The following is a 19825-nucleotide window of genomic DNA, read 5'->3' on the forward strand; positions in this document are numbered from 1 at the left end:
GCGCGATGATCCATGAGTCCCTGCTACAGGCCATCGGCGAGACACCGGTGGTGCGCCTGGCCGCCTTCAGCGCGGAAACCGGGCTGGAGGTCTACGCCAAGCTGGAATCGCTCAACCCGGGCGGCAGCCACAAGGCGCGCATTGCCCTGGCCATGGTGCGCGATGCCGAGGCGCGCGGCATCCTGCGCCCCGGCAGCGGCCAGACCATCATCGAACCGAGTGGCGGCAACACCGGCATCGGCCTGGCCATCGCCGGCAACATCCTCGGCTATCGCGTGGTCCTGGTGATACCCGACAACTACAGCCCGGAGAAGCAGAAGCTGCTGCGCCTGTACGGCGCCGAGGTGGTGCTGTCCGACAGCCGCCGCGGCAACAACTCGCACGGCGAGCTGGCCATGGCGCTGCAGCTGGAGAACCCCGGCTACGTGATGCTCAACCAGCAGCGCAACCCGGCCAACCCGGAAATCCATCGGCGCACCACCGCGCAGGAAATCCTGCGCGACTTCGCCACGCTGCCGCCGGACTGCCTGGTGGCCGGCATCGGCACCGGCGGCCACGTCACCGGCCTGGGCGAAACGCTCAAGGCGGCCTGGCCACAGCTGCGGGTGTTCGGCGTGGAGCCGGAGCAGTGCGACCTGCTTGCCGACTGCCACGCCCCGCACGAGATCCAGGGCCTTTCCATCGGCCTGGTACCGGCCATCCTCAACCTCGGCGTGCTCGACGGCATGCTCAAGGTGACCAAGCAGGACTGCCTGGCGCGAGTACGCCAGACCATGCGCGGCGACGGCGTCAGCCTCGGGCTGTCATCGGCGGCCAACCTGGCGGCCATCGCCCAGCTGGCCACTGAACTGCCGCGCGGAACCCTGGTGCTGACGCTGATCTATGACAGCGTCGACAGCTACCTAGCCCACTTCGACTGACCCGTGAAGGACGATGGGATGCGCACCTACCTCGACAGGCTGAAGCTCTACGATGTGCTGCTCGACCACCTGGTGCATGCGCTGCAGCCAGCGCAGATGGAGCTGCTGCTGCCGCACCTGGACGGTCTCATGGACAGAGCCGTGCGCCAGGTGAGCGAGGACTTGCAGGCCTATGCCGAGCGCGACCCGGCTTCCGGCGGGCGCAGCGAGCTAATCCTCGACAGCTACGCCTCGTTCAAGGCGGTGCTCTATCACCGCCTGGCGCACCAGGTCTGGCGGCTCGGCGAACTGCCCGACCGCGAGATCATCGCCCACCGCCTGGCCAATACCGGCAAGCTGCAGTCCGGGGTGGAAATCCACCCGGCGGCCCGCATCGGCCGGCGCTTCGTGCTGGATCATGGCTTCGGCACGGTGATCGGTGAAACCTGCGAGATCGGCGACGACTGCTACCTGCTCAGCGGCGTGACCCTGGGCGCCTGCGGCATCGCCGACAACCCCGGCGGCAAGCGTCACCCCAGGCTGGGCCACGGCGTGGAGGTCGGCGCCGGCGCGCGCATCCTCGGCGCGGTGGACATCGGCGACCACGTGTTCATCAGCCCGGCCTGCGTGATCACCCGCGACGTGCCTGCCAACACCCGCGTCAGCATCGCCAACCAGCTGCAGCTGCAGCGCTGCGGGCAGGCCGGCGGCCGCGGCTTCCTCGGCGCCTTCGCCCTGGGCGAGCGCCTGCACCTGGTCGGTGAACTGCCGGACGCCGAGGACATCAGCGTGCTCGATGCCGACCATCACCCACTCGCCTGCCTGCGCCTGGAATGCACGGTGCGCGAGCGCCACCACCGCCAGTATCGCCTGCGCAATCTCGGCGCCGTGGTGCCTCCGCCCTGCTACCCGTTGCACCTGCGCGTCGATGGCCAGGACATCACCCTGCTCGACCCACCCGGCCTGAGCAGCCTGGTGAGCACGGTACTCAAACCCCACCTGCTGAGCCTAGGAGGCTGACCCATGTCGGCGTTGACCCTGCAGACCCGCGCCCTGTTCGACGAAGCGCCCTATCAGCACTGCTTCACCGCCCGCGTGCTGGCCGTCAGCGAGCAGGGCGTAGCGCTCGACCAGACGCTGTTCTACCCCACCGGTGGTGGCCAGCCCGGCGACCAGGGGCACTTGCTGCTGCCGGACGGCTCGGCCGTGGCGGTGCTCGGCACCCAGCGTGATCCGCTGCTGCGCGCGCTCATCTGGCATCAGCTGGAGTCTGGCGCAGCCAACGCACTGCAGGCCGGCATGGAGGTGCAGGGCTGCCTGGACTGGGAACTGCGCCATCGCCACATGCGCATGCATACCTGCCTGCATCTGTTGTGCGCCCTTGTCGACGCCCCGGTGACCGGCTGCAGCATCGCCGCCGACAAGGGCCGCCTGGACTTCGACCTGCCCGAGTCGACCCTGGACAAGGAACAGATCACCACACAGCTCAACGAGCTGATCGGCGCTGCCCTCGAAGTGCGGGCACAGGAGCTGCCGGCCGGCGAATACAACCGCCTGCTGCAACTGTGCCGCACGCGCATCCCGCCGCCCGCCAACCACGGCATGGTCCGGGTGATCGAAATCCCCGGCGTCGACCTGCAACCCTGCGGTGGCACCCATGTGCGCAACACCGCCGAGATCGGCGCGGTGGTCTGCGACAAGATCGAGAAGAAGAGCCGGCACAACCGACGGGTCACCCTGCGCTTCGCCTGAGCCTTCCACCACAGCGGCGCCCCTGGCGCCATGCCTGACTGCCTTCCCTTTTCATCGCCTCTGGCAGGGCTACCCGCCCAGCAACGGCGATGAGCACTCCGCGCCGCCCACAAGGCGGCCGGAACCTAACCCCCCGGAGCACCCCTCCGCCCCATCCAGGAGAAGACCATGCCTAGGAAACTGATCCCGCAGTCGCTGTTACTGGCCAGCCTGGCCGCCCCTGCCACCACCTTCGCCGCCGAGCTGGTGGATGTTGCCAGCCTGCCGCAGCCCCGCGCCGGCGTCGCCGCTGGCGATATCCACAGCACCCTCGGCCTGGCCCCGGAAGAACTCGATGCCGACAGCAGCGCACGCCTGCCCAACGGCACCCGCGTGACCCGCTATCAGCAGTTCTACAAGGGCATACGCGTGTGGGGCGAGGCCATCACCGAAGCCAGCGGCCCGCGCCCCCAGCGCAGCGGACGCATGCTGGTCGGCATCGAGCAGGATCTGACCCGTGACGCCACCCCGACACTGACGCGCGAGCAGGCCCTGCAGCAGGCCAAGGGGCTGGTTGCCAGCGCACTGCCGCCGCGCAACGAGCAGAGCGAACTGGTGGTACGCCAGAACGAGCAGGGCCAGGCCCAGCTGGCCTACGTGGTGTCCTTCTTCCTCGGTGGTGCCAAGCCGTCACGCCCGCACTTCATGATCGAGGCCAACAGCGGCGAGCTGCTGCAGCGCTGGGAAGGCCTGGCCCATGCCGAGGCCAGCGGCCCTGGCGGCAACAGCAAGACCGGCCAATACCTCTACGGCACCCAGTACGGCCCGCTGATCGTCAGCCGCGACTGCCAGATGAACAGCGGCGATGTGATCACCGTCAACCTCAACCAGCGCTACGACAACAGCAGCGTCACGCCTTTCCGCTTCGCCTGCCCGTACAACGACTACAAGGCCATCAACGGCGCTTTCGCCCCGCTCAACGACGCGCACTATTTCGGCAACCTGGTGTTCCAGATGTACGGCAGCTGGTTCGGCGGCCTGCGCCCGCTCAACGAGCGCAAGCTGTACATGAAGGTGCACTACGGCAACGGCTACGAGAATGCCTTCTGGGACGGCCAGGCGATGACCTTCGGCGACGGTCGCAGCCGCTTCTACCCGCTGGTATCGCTGGACGTGTCGGCCCACGAGGTCAGCCACGGTTTTACCGAGCTGAACTCGGGCCTGGTCTACGAGGGCCAGTCCGGCGGCATCAACGAGGCCTTCTCGGACATGGCCGGCGAAGCCGCCGAATACTTCATGAAAGGCAGCAACGACTGGAAGGTCGGCGCCGACATCTTCAAGGGCAACGGCGCACTGCGCTACATGGACCAACCCAGCCGCGACGGTGCCTCCATCGAGCATGCCGCGCAGTACCATGACGGCATCGACGTGCACCACTCCAGCGGCGTGTACAACCGCGCCTTCTACCTACTCAGCCGCACCCCCGGCTGGAACCCGCGCAAGGCCTTCGAGGTGTTCGTCGACGCCAACCGCTTCTACTGGACCGAGACCAGCAGCTTCACCCAGGGCGCCTGCGGCGTGATCCGCTCGGCGCAGAACCGCAGCTACGGCAGCGCCGAGGTGGTCGCCGCCTTTGCCGCAGTCGGCGTCAGCTGCCCGACCCTGCTATAAACGCGGCGGCAAGAAAAAGCCCCCGACGGATCGCTCCGCCGGGGGCTTTTCATTCACTGCGCGAGGATCAGACCTTGCTGCGCTCGTAGCGCTTGCGGTCGTTCTCGTTGAGCATCTTCTTGCGCAGACGGATCGACTTCGGCGTCACTTCCACCAGCTCGTCATCGTCGATGAATTCCAGCGCCTGTTCCAGGGTGAATTTCAGCGCCGGGGTCAGCTGGATGGTTTCGTCCTTGCCGGAAGCGCGCATGTTGTCGAGCTTCTTGGCCTTGGTCGGGTTGATCACCAGGTCGTTGTCGCGGCTGTGGATGCCGGCCAGCTGGCCTTCGTAGACTTCGTCGCCCGGGCTCAGGAACAGCTTGCCGCGGTCCTGCAGGGTTTCCAGGGAGTAGGTCAGCGCGGTGCCGGTGGCCATGGAGACCAGCACGCCGTTCTGGCGGTGGGCAACGTCGCCGGCCTTGACCGGACCGTAGTGGTCGAAGGTCGAGGTCAGGATGCCGGTGCCCGAGGTCATGGTCAGGAAGGCGTTACGGAAGCCGATCAGGCCGCGCGCCGGGATGATGTATTCCAGACGGATACGACCCTTGCCGTCGGGGATCATGTTAGTCATGTCGCCCTTGCGCATGCCCATCTGCTCCATCACCGGACCCTGGTGCTGTTCCTCGATGTCGATGGTGACGTTCTCGTAGGGCTCCTGCTTCTCGCCGTCCTTCTCGATGATCACCACTTCCGGGCGACCCACGGCCAGCTCGAAGCCTTCGCGGCGCATGGTTTCGATCAGTACCGACAGGTGCAGCTCGCCGCGGCCGGATACCTTGAACTTCTCGGCGGAATCGCCCGGCTCGACACGCAGGGCCACGTTGTGCAGCAGTTCCTTGTCCAGACGGTCTTTGATGTTGCGGCTGGTAACGAACTTGCCTTCTTTACCGGCGAACGGCGAGTCGTTGACCTGGAAGGTCATGCTCACGGTCGGCTGGTCGACGGTCAGCGGCGGGCGGGCTTCGACGTTCTGCGGGTCGCACAGGGTGTCGGAAATGAACAGCTCGTCCATGCCGGAGACGCAGACGATGTCGCCGGCTTCGGCTTCGGCCACTTCCACGCGCTGCAGGCCGGAGTGGCCCATGATCTTCAGCACGCGGCCGTTGCGCTTGGTGCCGTCATCGCTGATCGCCACCACCGGGGTGTTGGTCTTGATGCGGCCACGGGCGATACGGCCGATACCGATCACGCCGAGGAAGCTGTTGTAGTCCAGCTGCGAGATCTGCATCTGGAACGGGCCGTCGACGTCAACGTCCGGAGCCGGCACGTGGTCGATGATGGCCTGGAACAGGGCGTCCATGTTGTCGTCCATCTTCTCGTGGTCCATGCCGGCGATGCCGTTCAGGGCCGAGGCGTAGACGATCGGGAAGTCCAGCTGCTCATCGGTGGCGCCGAGGTTGTCGAACAGATCGAAGATCTGGTCGATAACCCAGTCCGGACGCGCGCCCGGACGGTCGATCTTGTTCACCACCACGATCGGACGCAGACCAGCCTTGAACGCCTTCTGGGTCACGAAACGGGTCTGCGGCATCGGGCCGTCCTGAGCGTCGACCACCAGCAGCACGGAGTCGACCATCGACATCACGCGCTCAACCTCACCGCCGAAGTCGGCGTGGCCGGGGGTGTCGACGATGTTGATGTTGTAGCCGTTCCACTTGATGGCGGTGTTCTTCGCCAGGATGGTAATGCCGCGCTCTTTTTCCTGGTCGTTGGAGTCCATCACGCGCTCGGATTCCGCTTCTTTGCGGTCGAGGGTGCCGGAGAGCTTCAGCAGCTTGTCTACCAGGGTGGTCTTGCCATGGTCGACGTGGGCGATGATGGCGATATTGCGCAGTTTTTCGATCACGATGTCGTCTCGATTGATGATTCTGGAAGCTGTGACCTGGCAGTGTGCCTGGCCGTTGTGAATTCGGGATTACGCGCCGCGAGGCTGGTCGGGAGGGCGGTGGCGGATACTGCCACCGAGCAGGCCGGCCCTTTTAATGCGGGCGATAGACGCGAACATTGGCATGCCCCTCGCTAAGCAGATGGTGGGCATGCAGGCGGCTCATGACGCCCCTGTCGCAATACAGCAGGTACTGGCGGGTCTCATCCAGTTCCTTGAAACGGTTGTTCAGCGCGTAGAACGGCAGGGGCTGCACCTCGACGCCGTCGAGCTGCAGCGGCTCGTCCTCGGCGGCATCCGGATGACGGATATCGAGCACGATCTGCCCGGCCAGTGCCTCGGCGACGATCTCGACCTGCAGGTCCTTGCCCAGCTCGTCGATCACCTTGTCCACCGTCACCCGCGTCGCACGCTCCAGGGCGCGCTCGAGGATGGCCATGTCGAACTGGCTCTCCTCGTGCTCGATGCGCATGGGCTTGGCCTTGGTGGTCGGGTTGACCGAGATCACCCCGCAGTATTCAGGCATGTTCTTGGCGTATTCGGCGGTACCGATGCGCACCGCGGTATCGATGATGTCCTGCTTGTGCGCGGCGATCAGCGGGCGCAGCACCAGGGTGTCGGTGACCGCGTCGATCACCGAAAGGTTCGGCAACGTCTGGCTGGACACCTGGCTGATCGCCTCGCCGGTGACCAGTGCATCGATATGCAGGTCCTCGGCGATGCGGCTGGCGGCGCGCAGCATCATGCGCTTGAGCACCACGCCCATCTGGCTGTTGTCGACCTTGCCGAGAATCTCGCCCACGACTTCTTCGAAGGGCACACTAATAAAGAGTACGCGGTGCGAGCTGCCGAACTTCTGCCACAGGTGGTGCGCCACTTCCATCACGCCCAGTTCGTGGGCACGGCCACCGAGATTGAAGAAGCAGAAGTGGGTGAGCAGGCCGCGGCGCATCATCTGGTAGGCGGCGACCGTGGAATCGAAGCCGCCGCTCATCAGCACCAGCGTCTGCTCGATCGAACCCAGCGGGTAGCCACCAAGGCCCTCGTGCTGGGCATGGACGATCAGCAGGCGGTCATAACGCACCTCGAAGCGCGCCTCGACCTCGGGCTTCTTCAGGTCGATGCCGGCGGCACCGCACTCGCGACGCAGGCGGCTGCCGACATGGGTCGCCAGGTCCACCGAGGAGAAATCATGGGTGTTGCCAGCGCGCTTGCAGCGCACGGCGAAGACCTTGCCGGCGATTTGCACACCAAAGTGCGCACGGCACTTCTCGAAGGTGTCGTCGAAATCGACGTAGGGATACTCGTGCACTTCGAGGAAGTGGGCGACGCCCGGGGTGCAACGCAGGCGCTCGAACATTTCCGCCTGCACCTTCGGCTCGGTCACCCCGCTGATCAGATCGAGGTTGTCCCACTCGCCCTGTACCTCCAGCTCGGGGTCCAGGTCGCGCAGCACCGTGCGGATGTTCTTCGCCAGCTGGCGGATGAACTGCTTGCGCACCGGCCGGCTCTTGATGGTGATTTCCGCGAAGGGTTTGACGATCAGTTTCATGAAGTAGCGGGTGCCGGGCAGGATGCCAAAAAACAGGGGCGCGGATTATAGCGGAAATTGTTCAAGCTTTGATCAAAAACAATAAACACCCGCCAATAGCACCAAAAAAGTGCGTTACGCGATTACAAGGCACCGATTCGGTGCGCAAAAATGCTGAAAAAATCGCCATAGCCCGCACAAGCCCTGAGTTTCAGGCCTCCTGCCCATTCCGGGGCACTGGCATACAATTTGCTCCCTTGTGAGGCAGCCTGGTCTGGCGGACTATCGCGCCCGTTCTAGGCCCCTATTCCGGCGGCTGGCACAGCCAGCCCCAAACACCTGGAGAGCACCATGTCGAAGTCGCAGCAACTGATCAAAGAACACGACGTGAAGTGGGTGGACCTGCGTTTCACCGACATCCGCGGCCAACAGCACCACATCACCATGCCCGCTCGCGATGCCCTGGACGAAGACTTCTTCGAACACGGCAAGATGTTCGACGGCTCCTCCATCCATGGCTGGAAAGGCATCGAAGCCTCCGACATGATCCTGCTGCCGGACGACGAGACCGGCGTACTGGACCCGTTCACCGAAGAGCCGACCCTGATCCTGGTCTGCGACGTGATCGAGCCGTCCACCATGCAGGGCTACGATCGCGACCCGCGCGCTATCGCCAAGCGTGCCGAGGAATACCTGAAGACCACCGGTATCGGTGACACCGTATTCGCCGGTCCGGAGCCGGAGTTCTTCATCTTCGACTCCGTCAAGTTCAAGTCCGACATGTCCGGTTCCATGTTCAAGATCTTCTCCGAGCAGGCAGCCTGGAGCAGCGACATGGACATGAACGGCGCCCAGGGCAACAACGGTCACCGTATCTCGGTAAAAGGCGGCTACCTGCCCACTCCGCCGGCCGATCCGGATCACGAAATCCGTACTGCCATGTGCAACGCCCTGGAAGAGATGGGCCAGACCGTCGAAGTACACCACCATGAAGTGGCCGGCGCACAGAACGAGATCGGCGTTAAGTTCAACACCCTGGTGAAGAAAGCCGACGAAGTCCAGACCCTGAAGTACTGCGTGCACAACGTCGCTGAAGCCTACGGCAAGACCGCCACCTTCATGCCGAAGCCGCTGTACGGCGACAACGGTTCGGGCATGCACGTGCACATGTCGATCGCCAAAGACGGCAAGAACACCTTTGCCGGTGAAGGCTATGCCGGTCTGTCCGAGACCGCCCTGTACTTCATCGGCGGCATCATCAAGCACGGCAAGGCGCTGAACGCCCTGACCAACCCATCCACCAACTCCTACAAGCGCCTGGTTCCGGGCTTCGAAGCTCCGGTGATGCTGGCCTACTCGGCCCGTAACCGCTCCGCCTCGATCCGCATCCCGTATGTCGCCAGCCCGAAAGGCCGTCGTATCGAAGCGCGCTTCCCGGACCCGGCTGCCAACCCGTACCTGTGCTTCGCCGCGCTGCTGATGGCCGGCCTCGACGGCATCCAGAACAAGATCCACCCGGGCGATGCCGCCGACAAGAACCTGTACGACCTGCCGCCGGAAGAGTCCAAGCTGATCCCGCAAGTGTGCGGCAGCCTGAAGGAAGCCCTGGAAGCGCTGGAGGCCGACCATGACTTCCTGCTCAAAGGTGGCGTATTCAGCCGTGACTTCCTCGATGCCTTCATCGAGCTGAAAGCCGAAGAAGAAATCAAAGTGCGCACCTTCGTGCACCCGCTGGAATACGACCTGTACTACAGCGTCTGATCCAGCACCGACCGCGCACGCGGCCGGCTTGAAAGAGGCCTCCTTCGGGAGGCCTTTTTTGTCTGCGGATTTTCTTGCGCCAGGCCACGCCGAGCGCCCCTTGTACTTGCCAGGCAGGCGCAGCGGTGCAACCCTTGCTCGCAGAATCATTCAGGAGCCCGACGATGCGCCTGCTCACCACCTGCCTGCTCTGCGCCCTGGCCCTGCCGGCCACCGCGCAGATCTACAAATATACCGATGCCAACGGCAACACGGTCTTCACCAACCAGCCCCCGGAAGGCCAGGCCAGCGAGTCCGTCGAGCTGAAGCCGACCAATACGGTGGAAGCTCAGCAGCCAACGGTAGTGGAACAGAAGGAACAGCCGAGCGATGCCCTTCCCCCATATAGCGACTTGATACTCACCGACATTCCGACCGAAGAGGCTCTGCGCGCCAATAACGGCACCTTCAGTGTCGGGGTGAAGATCAAGCCGCGCCTACAGGCCGGCCATGCCTTCCGGCTGCTGCTGGATGGGCAGCCCTACGGCCAACCGAGCAATGTGCCGCGGCTGCAGCTGACCAACATCGACAGAGGCGAACACAGCCTCGCCGTAGAGGTCATCAGTGGCGAGCGCCAGATACAACGGAGCCCCACGGTCGTCTTCACCGTGCAGCGCATTAGTGTGAACAGCCCTGCCCGAGCGAAGCCTACCCCGCCCAAGCCTACCCCCAAACCTGCTACCTGATACCGAAGGGCCCCATGCCACGCTCGCTGTTATGCCTGCTGCTCTGCCTCGTCTGTACCACCAGCCAGGCAGGTGTCTACACCTACATCGATGCCGAGGGAAATCGCGTTTTTACCGATAAGCCGCAATCTGAGCATGCCGAGCGCATTGAGCTATCGCCTCCGAATGGTATGTCCGCCAGCAAACCTGCTGCTCCGGCGGTAATAGCACCCGCAATTCCCCGCGAGCTCAGTTATCAGGTATTGCGCATCCTTATTCCCGAGCCAGATGCCACCATTCGCGACATGGCCGGTAATTTGATCATCACCGCCACCAGTGAGCCCGGCCTCCATCCTGGCCATGGCTTTCGCTTGATCATGGACGGCAAACCCATGGGCACTCCGGGTGCAAGCCCGGTTTTTTCGCTGGAAAACATTGACCGGGGCACTCATCAGATATCAGTGGAAATAGTTGACCCTCAGGGGCGTATCGTCGAGCGCACACCTGCCCAGCCCTTCCACATGAAGCGTATTTCCCTGGCAGAGAAACGCCGCGCCAATCCTTGCAAGAAGAAGGACTGGGGGGTGCGCCCGGAATGTCCGATCGAGGACAAGCCGAAAGATCCGCCCAAGGACATCCCGCTGATCCCCTTCATCTGATCGTCCGGATCAATGCACCATTTTGACGCATTAACCTGCACCGATTTCTATACTCTCCCTGTTTTGGTTCACTCGATCAGTCGCCGGCTGCGCCGAAACGCAGCCTGAAGAGCGGCGTCAGGCAAAGATGCGCGTCTTTTCGGGGCCTTGGTTTGCTTTTTGCATTTTCCAGCCCATCGCCAGGACCCAGACCTGCCATGATCAACGACGCGCTGCACCGCCTACTGCTGGACAACCTGACCACTGCAACCATCCTGCTCAACGCCGAGCTGCGCCTGGAGTACATGAACCCGGCCGCCGAGATGTTGCTGGCGGTCAGCGGCCAGCGCAGCCACGGCCAGTTCATCAGTGAACTGTTCACTGAGTCGCCCGAGGCGCTGAGCTCGCTGCGCCAGGCCGTGGAACACGCCCACCCTTTCACCAAGCGCGAGGCGATGCTCACCTCGCTGTCCGGGCAGACCATCACCGTCGACTATGCGGTGACGCCGATCCTCAGCCGCGGCCAGACCCTGCTGCTGCTGGAAGTGCACCCGCGCGACCGCCTGCTGCGCATCACCAAGGAAGAGGCGCAGCTGTCCAAGCAGGAAACCACCAAACTGCTGGTGCGCGGCCTGGCCCACGAGATCAAGAACCCGCTCGGCGGCATTCGCGGCGCGGCCCAGCTGCTGGCGCGCGAGCTGCCGGACGAAGGCCTGCGCGACTACACCAACGTGATCATCGAGGAAGCCGATCGCCTGCGTAACCTGGTCGATCGTATGCTCGGCTCGAACAAGCTGCCGAGCCTCGCCATGACCAACATCCACGAGGTACTGGAGCGCGTCGGCAGCCTGGTCGAGGCGGAGTCCCAGGGCAGCATCACCCTGGTGCGCGACTACGACCCGAGCATCCCCGACCTGCTGATCGACCGTGAGCAGCTGATCCAGGCCGTGCTCAACATCGTGCGCAACGCCCTGCAGGCGCTGTCCAGCCAGAGCGACCTGCGCCTGGGCCGCATCAGCCTGCGCACCCGCACCCTGCGCCAGTTCACCATCGGCCATACCCGCCATCGCCTGGTGGTGAAGATGGAGATCATCGACAACGGCCCGGGCATCCCGCCGGAGCTGCAGGAAACCATCTTCTACCCCATGGTCAGCGGCCGCCCCGACGGCACCGGCCTGGGCCTGGCCATCACCCAGAACATCATCAGTCAGCACCAGGGCCTGATCGAATGCGAGAGCCATCCAGGCCATACCGTATTTTCGATCTTCCTGCCCCTGGACCAAGGAGCCGCACCGTCATGAGCCGCAGTGAAACCGTCTGGATCGTCGACGACGACCGCTCCATCCGCTGGGTCCTGGAGAAGGCCCTGCAACAGGAGGGCATGACCACCCAGAGTTTCGACAGTGCAGACGGCGTGCTGACCCGCCTGACCCGCCAACAACCGGACGTGATCATCTCCGACATCCGCATGCCGGGCGCCAGCGGCCTCGACCTGCTGGCGCGGATTCGCGACCTCTATCCGCGCCTGCCGGTGATCATCATGACCGCGCACTCCGACCTGGACAGCGCGGTCGCTTCCTACCAGGGCGGCGCCTTCGAGTACCTGCCCAAGCCGTTCGACGTCGACGAGGCCGTCTCGCTGGTCAAGCGCGCCAACCAGCATGCCCAGGAGCAGCAGGGTCTGGAAGCGCCGGCTGCGCTGGGGCGCACCCCGGAAATCATCGGCGAGGCGCCGGCGATGCAGGAGGTATTCCGCGCCATTGGCCGCCTCTCCCACTCCAATATCACCGTGCTGATCAACGGCGAGTCGGGTACCGGCAAGGAGCTGGTCGCCCACGCCCTGCATCGCCACAGCCCACGCGCGGCAGCGCCGTTCATCGCACTGAACATGGCGGCGATTCCCAAGGACCTGATGGAATCCGAGCTGTTCGGCCACGAGAAAGGCGCCTTCACCGGCGCGGCCAACCAGCGCCGCGGGCGCTTCGAGCAGGCCGACGGCGGCACCCTGTTCCTCGACGAAATCGGCGACATGCCCGCCGACACGCAAACCCGCCTGCTGCGCGTGCTGGCCGACGGCGAGTTCTACCGGGTCGGTGGCCACACCCCGGTCAAGGTCGATGTGCGCATCATCGCCGCCACCCACCAGAACCTCGAATCGCTGGTGCAGGCCGGCAAGTTCCGCGAGGACCTGTTCCACCGCCTCAACGTGATCCGCATCCATATCCCGCGCCTGGCCGACCGCCGCGAGGACATCCCGACCCTGGCCCGCCACTTCCTCGGCCGCGCCGCTCAGGAACTGGCGGTGGAGCCCAAGCTGCTGAAGAGCGAGACCGAGGATTACCTCAAGCACCTGCCCTGGCCGGGCAACGTGCGCCAGCTGGAGAACACCTGCCGCTGGATCACCGTGATGGCCTCCGGTCGCGAGGTGCATATCGACGACCTGCCGCCGGAGCTGCTGAGCCAGCCGCAGGAAAATGCCCCGGCCGCCAACTGGGAGCAGGGTCTGCGCCAGTGGGCCGACCAGGCCCTGGCGCGCGGCCAGTCGAGCCTGCTGGACAGCGCCGTGCCGGCGTTCGAGCGGATCATGATCGAGACCGCACTCAAGCACACCGCCGGCCGCCGCCGCGACGCCGCCGTGCTGCTGGGCTGGGGCCGCAACACCCTGACCCGCAAGATCAAGGAACTGGGCATGAAGGTCGATGGCGGCGACGATGACGACGGTGACGACTGATCACCAGCCCCAGTGATCCCGGCGCAAAGCCGGGGTCACTGACCTCTGCTCTTCAGCAACAGCGGCATGCAGGCACACTGCAGCCAGCTCTTCTGCACACTTCCACTCCGACCTCCCGCCCCCATCAGCCTGAAAGCCCATGCATACAGGCAGCTTCCCTATGGCCCGGTCCATATAATAAAATATAATCATTATCAAATAAGATAATTACTCAATAATATCTGCCCGCCGGAAACTCCCTCAACATGCGCCTTACCCTGCTCACCCTCTGTGTCCTGAGCTGCCACGCTCCTGCTGTCTGGGCCGAAAGCACACCGCTGCAACTGGACGCCACCAACATCGACGCCAGCGCCGAAAGCACCGAGCGCGCCGACGGCCCCGTCCAGGGCTACCTTGCCACGCGCTCGGCCAGCGCCACGCGCACCGACAGCACCGTGCAAGACACGCCGCAATCGATCAGCATCGTTACGCGCAACGCACTGGAAGACACCGGCGCAACCAGGCTTACGGACGCCCTCGACTATGCAGGCGGCGTCGGCCGGGGCAACAACTTCGGCGGCCAGGGCCTGACCGGCTACAACGTGCGCGGTTTCACCAGCGGCGAGTTCTATCGCAACGGTTTCCCGGTCAACCGCGGCTACCCGAATGCCCCGGACGCCTACAACATCGAGCGAGTCGAAGTCCTGCGCGGCCCCGCCTCGACCCTCTACGGCCGCAGTGATCCCGGCGGTACCTTCAATGTGGTGTCCAAGCAACCACAGACCGAGAGCCAACTGGTGGTGGGCAGTCAGCTCGATGATCAGGGCATGCAGCGCGGCACCCTGGATGCGACTGGCGCCCTGGACGAAGAGCAGCGCCTGACCTATCGCCTGAATCTGGTTGGCGAAGGTGGCGACAGCTTCCGTGACAACGTGGAGAGCGAACGCTATGGCGTCACGCCCACGCTGAGCTGGCAAGCCACCGATGCCACACGGATCACCCTGGAGGCCGACATCCTGCGTAACAACCACCCACTGGACCGCGGCCTGACCCGCTATGCCAATCAGGCCGGCACGGCCTCACGCGACACCAATGTCTGGGGCGAAGGCAGCGACAACATGCTGCACAACGACAACGAGATGGTGCAGGTGCGCTTCGAGCACCTGCTCAACAACGACTGGATGCTGGCCGGTGGCGTGCAGTACCTCAACGGCACCTTGCAGGGCAACGCCGTCGAGGCCAATGACCTGGCAGCCGACGGCCGTACACTCGGGCGCAACTTCAGCTGGCGCAAACTGGAATGGGACGACCGTGACGCGCAGCTGAATCTGACCGGGAATTTCTCCGCCCTGGGCCTGGAGCACACCCTGATCACCGGCATCGAATATGAAGACTACGACTACAAGTCGCTGATCCGCCGCTCCAGCGGCTCGACCAGTGCCTACCCGGTCGACCTCTTCGACCCGCAGTTCGATCAGGCACGCCCGGCACTGACCCGGACACCGACCGACAACTACGAAACGCTCGACACCATGGCAGCCTTCATCCAGGACCAGGTGCAGCTCACCGAGCGCCTGCAAGCGCTGATCGGAGTGCGCTTCGAGCACTTCGACCATGAGTACCGCGACTATGTCTCGGGTTCCAGCTGGAGCAACGAAGACAATGCCACGACCCCTCGCGCCGGGCTGACCTACCGCCTGACCGACAACCTCAACGCCTACGTCAACGCTTCACGCTCGTTCAAGCCCAACAGCGGCGCAAGCCGCCAGGGTGGTGGTTTCGATCCGGAGGAAGGCAAGGCCTACGATATGGGCCTCAAATGGCAATCGCCCGACCAGCAGTACAGTGTCGATGCGGCGATCTATCAGATCGTCAAACAGAACGTGCTGACCATCGACCCGGTCGACGTCACTTACCAGATCGCCGCCGGCGAAGTGCGTAGCCGCGGCTTCGACCTCAACATCACTGGCAACCTGACCCCCGAGTGGCGCGTAATCGCCGGTTACGCCTATGTCGACGCGGAAGTGAGCGAAGACAACTCGATCCCCGAAGGCACGCACCTGGCCAACATTCCACGCAACAGCGCCAGCCTGCTTAACGTCTACGAGTTTCAGGATGGAGTCGTCCGCGGCCTGGGCCTGGGTGCCGGTATCAAATATGTCGACGACCGCGCGGGCAAAACCGATGCAACGTCCTTCGAGATGGGGGACTACACCACGGTCGACCTGCTGAGTTACTACCAGGTCAACGAGCACCTGCGCCTGAACCTCGACCTGAAGAACCTGTTCAACGAGGACTACGAGGAAAGCGCGTTCCAGAACTATGCCTACCCCGGCGCACCGCGCACCGTGCAGGCAGGTTTCACCTACAGCTTCTACTGACCCGCGGCAGCCCTATGCTGGGAGCGAATCTGTAGCGCTGCCATCTACCCAACAAAACGGGCCTGCGGGCCCGTTTTCATTGCAGGCTTATCAGTTATCTGCACAAATGTTCGCTAAACGGTGCCTCCTGAAGGCCCACCGCCGTCTTCACGGCGAATCTATTGCATTGATCAGGCTGCCATGTCCTCATCGCTGAACGACACCCTGCGCCAACTCTGGGCGCGCGAGAAGTTCACCTACGGTGTCCGCGTATTCATCGCCCTGGCCGGCGCCATGGCGCTGTGCTGGTACCTGGACCGCATCGCCTTCGTCATTCCGTTGTTCCTCGGCTGCATCGCCAGCGCCCTGGCCGAGAGCGACGACCATTGGCGCGGCCGCACCCAGGCCCTGCTGGTCACCCTGGTCTGCTTCGGCGCCACGGCCACCGCCGTGCAGTTGCTGTTCCCCTACCCCTGGCTGTTCGGCAGCGGCCTGGCGCTCGCCGCCTTCGCCATGACCCTGCTCGGCGGCATTGGCGAGCGCTACGCGGCGGTAGCGCAGGCCACACTGATCCTGGCCATCTATACGGCGATCGGCCTGGAGCATCGTGCCGGCATGGCCGGCGGCTTCTGGCAGGAGCCGCTGCTGCTGATCGGCGGTGCCGCCTGGTACGGCCTGCTCGGCATCCTCTGGAGTGCGCTGTTCAGCCAGCAGCCGGTGCAGCAGGCGCTGGCGCGGGTGTTCGAGGAGCTGGGCGCCTACCTGCGCCTGAAGGCCTCGCTGTTCGAGCCGGTGCGCAAGATCGACATCGAGGCCCGCCGCCTGGAGCTGGCGCGGCAGAACGGCCGGGTGGTGACGGCACTGAACCAGGCCAAGGACATCATCCTCAACCGCATGAGCCGCAAGCGCAGCGGGCAGAAGATCAACCGCTACCTCAAGCTGTACTTCATCGCCCAGGACATCCACGAGCGCGCCAGCTCCTCGCACTACCCCTACAACGCCCTGGCGGAAGCCTTCTTCCACAGCGACGTGATGTTCCGCTGCGGCCGCCTGCTCAGCCAGCAGGGCAAGGCCTGCCAGGCGCTGGGGCGGGCCATCCGCCTGCGCCAGCCGTTCGACTACAACGACAACAGCGAGGCCATGGCCGAACTGGATGCCTCCATGGCTTACCTGCGCGAGCAGAACAACCCGGCCTGGCGCCGCCTGCTGCGCGCCCTCGGCGCCCTGGCCGGCAATCTGGCAACCCTGGAACGCAAGCTGACCAGCGCCAGCAACCCGGACGCCCTGGCCGACGAGCAGGACAGCGCCCTACTGGATCGCTCGCCGCAGAGCCTGAAGGACGCCTTCGAGCGCCTGCGCCAGCACATCACGCCGACCAGCCTGGTGTTCCGCCATGCCCTGCGCCTTTCTGCTGCGCTGCTCGCCGGCTACGGCCTGTTGCACTGGATCCACCCACAGCAGGGCTACTGGATCCTGCTCACCACCCTGTTCGTCTGCCGCCCGAGCTATGGCGCCACCCGCCTGCGCCTGGTGCAGCGGGTCGGCGGCACCCTGATCGGCCTGGTCCTGGGCTGGGCGCTGATCAGCCTGTTCCCTGACCCGCTGCTGCAGTCGCTGTTCGCCGTGGCGGCCGGGGTGGTGTTCTTCACCAACCGGGTCGACCGCTACACCCTGGCCACCACCGCCATGACCCTGGTGGTAGTACTGTGCTTCAACCAGATCAGCGACGCCTACACCCTGCTCTGGCCACGCCTGGTCGATACCGTGCTGGGCACCACCATTGCCGGCCTGGCGGTGTTCTTCATCCTGCCCGACTGGCAGGGGCGCAAGCTCAACCAGGTGCTGGCCAGCACCCTCAGCAGCAACAGCCGCTACCTGCTGCAGATCATGCAGCAGTACGAGTCCGGCGCGCGTGACGACCTCAGCTACCGCCTGGCCCGGCGCAACGCGCACAACGCCGACGCGGCGCTGTCCACCACCCTGTCCAACATGCTTCTGGAGCCTGGCCACTTCCGCAAGGATGCCGAGACCGGCTTCCGCTTCCTGGTGCTGTCGCACACCCTGCTCAGCTACCTCTCGGCCCTCGGCGCGCACCGCGCGAGCCTGGCCGACGACGCCAGCGACGCCCTGCACGACCGCGCCGTGGCCCATATCAGCCAGAGCCTGGAGGCCATCGCCGCCTGCCTGCGCGACAACCAGCCGGTGGCGGTGTACGACGAGACCGACCAGCGCCTGGCCGAGGAACTGGAGCAGCTGCCCGATGACATGGATGAGGGCCACCGCCTGGTGCAGGTGCAGCTGGGGCTGATCTGTCGCCAGCTGGGGCCGCTGCGCACCCTGGTGGCGCATCTGCAGAAGGCCCCGCCGCAACCGGGCGAGGCCCAAGCGGCCTGAGACACCCCCTCTGCCGTTAACGGGCGAGGGGTGACGAATAGCACGTTGCCGCTGTTGCCCCCTCTCCCATTTATGGGAGAGGGCTGGGGAGAGGGTCACCGCACCAGAGCCGACGCGGCCACGCCCACTCCGCCAGTCGTAGCCCGGATGCAATCCGGGAGCGGGGCGGCCTGTTTCCCGGATTGCATCCGGGCTACACGACGACTGTCCTCAAGCTATCCGGCGCCTTTCCGCTAGAATGCGCGCCTTCTGCGAACAACCGAGGTTCAGCCGTGTCCTTCTTCCCGGTCATCATCATCGGCGCCGGCGCCGCCGGTCTGATGTGCGCAGCACAAGCCGCCGCCCGCGGGCGCCAGGTCCTGCTGCTGGACCACGCCAACAAGCCGGGCAAGAAGATCCTCATGTCCGGTGGCGGGCGCTGCAATTTCACCAACATGTACTGCGAGCCGGCCAACTTCCTCTCGCACAACCCGCACTTCTGCAAGTCGGCCCTGGCCCGTTACAGCCAGTGGGACTTCGTCGAACTGGTGGTCAAGCACGACGTGCCCTACCACGAGAAGAAGCTCGGCCAGCTGTTCTGCGACCGCAAGGCCAGCGATATCCTCAATCTGCTGCTGGCCGAGTGCGACGAGCACGGCGTCGACCTGCGCCTGGACACCAGCATCGAAACCATTACCAAGCTGGATGGCGGCTACCGCCTGCACACCAGCGCTGGCGAGTTCAGCTGCGAGTCGCTGGTGATCGCCACCGGCGGCCTGTCCATCCCCACCCTTGGCGCCACCGGCTTCGGCTACCAGGTGGCCAAACAGTTCGGCCATACCCTGCTGCCGACCCGCGCCGGCCTGGTGCCCTTCACCATCACCGAGCCTCAGCTCAAGGCGCTGTGTACCGAGCTGTCCGGCACCTCGGTGGAGGATTGCGTGGTCAGCTGCAACGGCGTCAGCTTCAAGGAGAACATCCTGTTCACCCATCGCGGCCTGAGCGGCCCGGCGATCCTGCAGATTTCCTCGTACTGGCAGCCGGGCGATGCCATCAGCATCAACCTGCTGCCGCACATCGACCTGCCCGCGTGGCTGGCCAGCCAGCAGCAGGACAGGCCGAACAGCGAGCTGAAGACCCTGCTAGCCGAGCTGTTCACCAAGAAGATGGCCGGCCTGCTGGCCGAGCAATGGTTCGTCAGCAAGCCGCTCAAGCAGTACACCCCGGCGGAGCTGGAGGCAGTGGCGCAGAAACTGGCCGAGTGGACCCTGGTACCGGCCGGCACCGAGGGCTACCGCACCGCCGAAGTAACCCTGGGCGGCATCGACACCCGCGAGGTGTCGTCGAAGACCATGGAGTCGCAGAAGTCGCCGGGGCTGTACTTCATCGGCGAGGTGCTGGATGTCACCGGCCACCTCGGCGGCTTCAACTTCCAGTGGGCCTGGGCCTCGGCGCACGCCGCCGCGCAATTCGTCTAGGGCCATCCCGCGCCGGAGTCCATCCGCCGTGTGACGCCAGGAAAG

The 19825-nt window shown here is 64.8% G+C and carries 14 protein-coding genes; 12 read left to right on the forward strand and 2 right to left on the reverse strand.

Annotated features, from left to right (window positions below; translation table 11 throughout):
• Nucleotides 1-5: 5 nt before the first annotated feature.
• From PA6_RS00725 to PA6_RS00740, 4 genes are all read left to right on the forward strand, one after another.
• Nucleotides 6-920: a PLP-dependent cysteine synthase family protein gene (locus tag PA6_RS00725; RefSeq protein WP_021698936.1), complete on the forward strand. Its 915-nt coding sequence runs from the start codon at nt 6-8 to the stop codon at nt 918-920.
• Nucleotides 921-938: 18 nt separating this feature from the next.
• Nucleotides 939-1919, forward strand: a complete 981-nt coding sequence (locus tag PA6_RS00730) for a serine O-acetyltransferase (protein WP_043216100.1) — start codon at nt 939-941, stop codon at nt 1917-1919.
• A gap of 3 nt (nt 1920-1922) precedes the next feature.
• On the forward strand, nt 1923-2651 hold the full coding sequence (locus tag PA6_RS00735) for an alanyl-tRNA editing protein (RefSeq protein WP_021698938.1): 729 nt from the start codon (nt 1923-1925) through the stop codon (nt 2649-2651).
• Nucleotides 2652-2819: 168 nt separating this feature from the next.
• On the forward strand, nt 2820-4301 hold the full coding sequence (locus PA6_RS00740; RefSeq protein ID WP_021698939.1) for a M4 family metallopeptidase: 1482 nt from the start codon (nt 2820-2822) through the stop codon (nt 4299-4301).
• A gap of 67 nt (nt 4302-4368) precedes the next feature.
• On the opposite strand, the gene typA is transcribed toward PA6_RS00740, so the two are convergent.
• On the reverse strand, nt 4369-6186 hold the full coding sequence (typA, locus tag PA6_RS00745; RefSeq protein WP_021698940.1) for a translational GTPase TypA: 1818 nt from the start codon (nt 6184-6186) through the stop codon (nt 4369-4371).
• A gap of 133 nt (nt 6187-6319) precedes the next feature.
• A complete protein-coding gene (thiI, locus tag PA6_RS00750) occupies nt 6320-7777 on the reverse strand; it encodes a tRNA uracil 4-sulfurtransferase ThiI (protein ID WP_021698941.1) in 1458 nt (485 codons plus the stop codon).
• Nucleotides 7778-8107: 330 nt separating this feature from the next.
• Between thiI and glnA the strand changes: the two genes are divergently transcribed.
• The 8 genes from glnA (at nt 8108) to PA6_RS00790 (ending at nt 19780) form a co-directional block, all read left to right on the forward strand.
• Nucleotides 8108-9517 (forward strand): type I glutamate--ammonia ligase, encoded by a 1410-nt coding sequence (glnA, locus tag PA6_RS00755; protein WP_021698942.1) that lies wholly within the window; start codon nt 8108-8110, stop codon nt 9515-9517.
• Between the two features lie 164 nt (nt 9518-9681).
• Nucleotides 9682-10242, forward strand: coding sequence for a DUF4124 domain-containing protein (locus PA6_RS00760; protein ID WP_021698943.1), 561 nt, complete (start codon nt 9682-9684; stop codon nt 10240-10242).
• A gap of 14 nt (nt 10243-10256) precedes the next feature.
• Nucleotides 10257-10880 carry a DUF4124 domain-containing protein gene (locus PA6_RS00765; RefSeq protein WP_021698944.1) on the forward strand — a complete coding sequence of 208 codons (624 nt, stop codon included), beginning with the start codon at nt 10257-10259 and terminating at the stop codon, nt 10878-10880.
• Between the two features lie 197 nt (nt 10881-11077).
• Nucleotides 11078-12160, forward strand: coding sequence for a nitrogen regulation protein NR(II) (gene glnL / locus PA6_RS00770; protein WP_021698945.1), 1083 nt, complete (start codon nt 11078-11080; stop codon nt 12158-12160).
• Complete coding sequence (gene ntrC, locus PA6_RS00775; protein ID WP_021698946.1) at nt 12157-13590, forward strand: nitrogen regulation protein NR(I); 1434 nt, start codon at nt 12157-12159, stop codon at nt 13588-13590. The genes glnL and ntrC overlap by 4 nt, the downstream gene beginning before the upstream one ends.
• A 245-nt stretch (nt 13591-13835) precedes the next feature.
• On the forward strand, nt 13836-15950 hold the full coding sequence (locus PA6_RS00780) for a TonB-dependent siderophore receptor (protein WP_021698947.1): 2115 nt from the start codon (nt 13836-13838) through the stop codon (nt 15948-15950).
• 180 nt (nt 15951-16130) lie between these two features.
• A complete protein-coding gene (yccS, locus tag PA6_RS00785; protein ID WP_021698948.1) occupies nt 16131-18323 on the forward strand; it encodes a YccS family putative transporter in 2193 nt (730 codons plus the stop codon).
• Nucleotides 18324-18595: 272 nt separating this feature from the next.
• The gene (locus PA6_RS00790; RefSeq protein WP_021698949.1) at nt 18596-19780 is read left to right on the forward strand and encodes a BaiN/RdsA family NAD(P)/FAD-dependent oxidoreductase; all 1185 of its coding nucleotides are present in this window, start codon (nt 18596-18598) and stop codon (nt 19778-19780) included.
• Nucleotides 19781-19825 lie beyond the last annotated feature (45 nt).

Source organism: Aquipseudomonas alcaligenes NBRC 14159, assembly GCF_000467105.1.
In the GTDB taxonomy this organism is placed as follows: domain Bacteria; phylum Pseudomonadota; class Gammaproteobacteria; order Pseudomonadales; family Pseudomonadaceae; genus Aquipseudomonas; species Aquipseudomonas alcaligenes.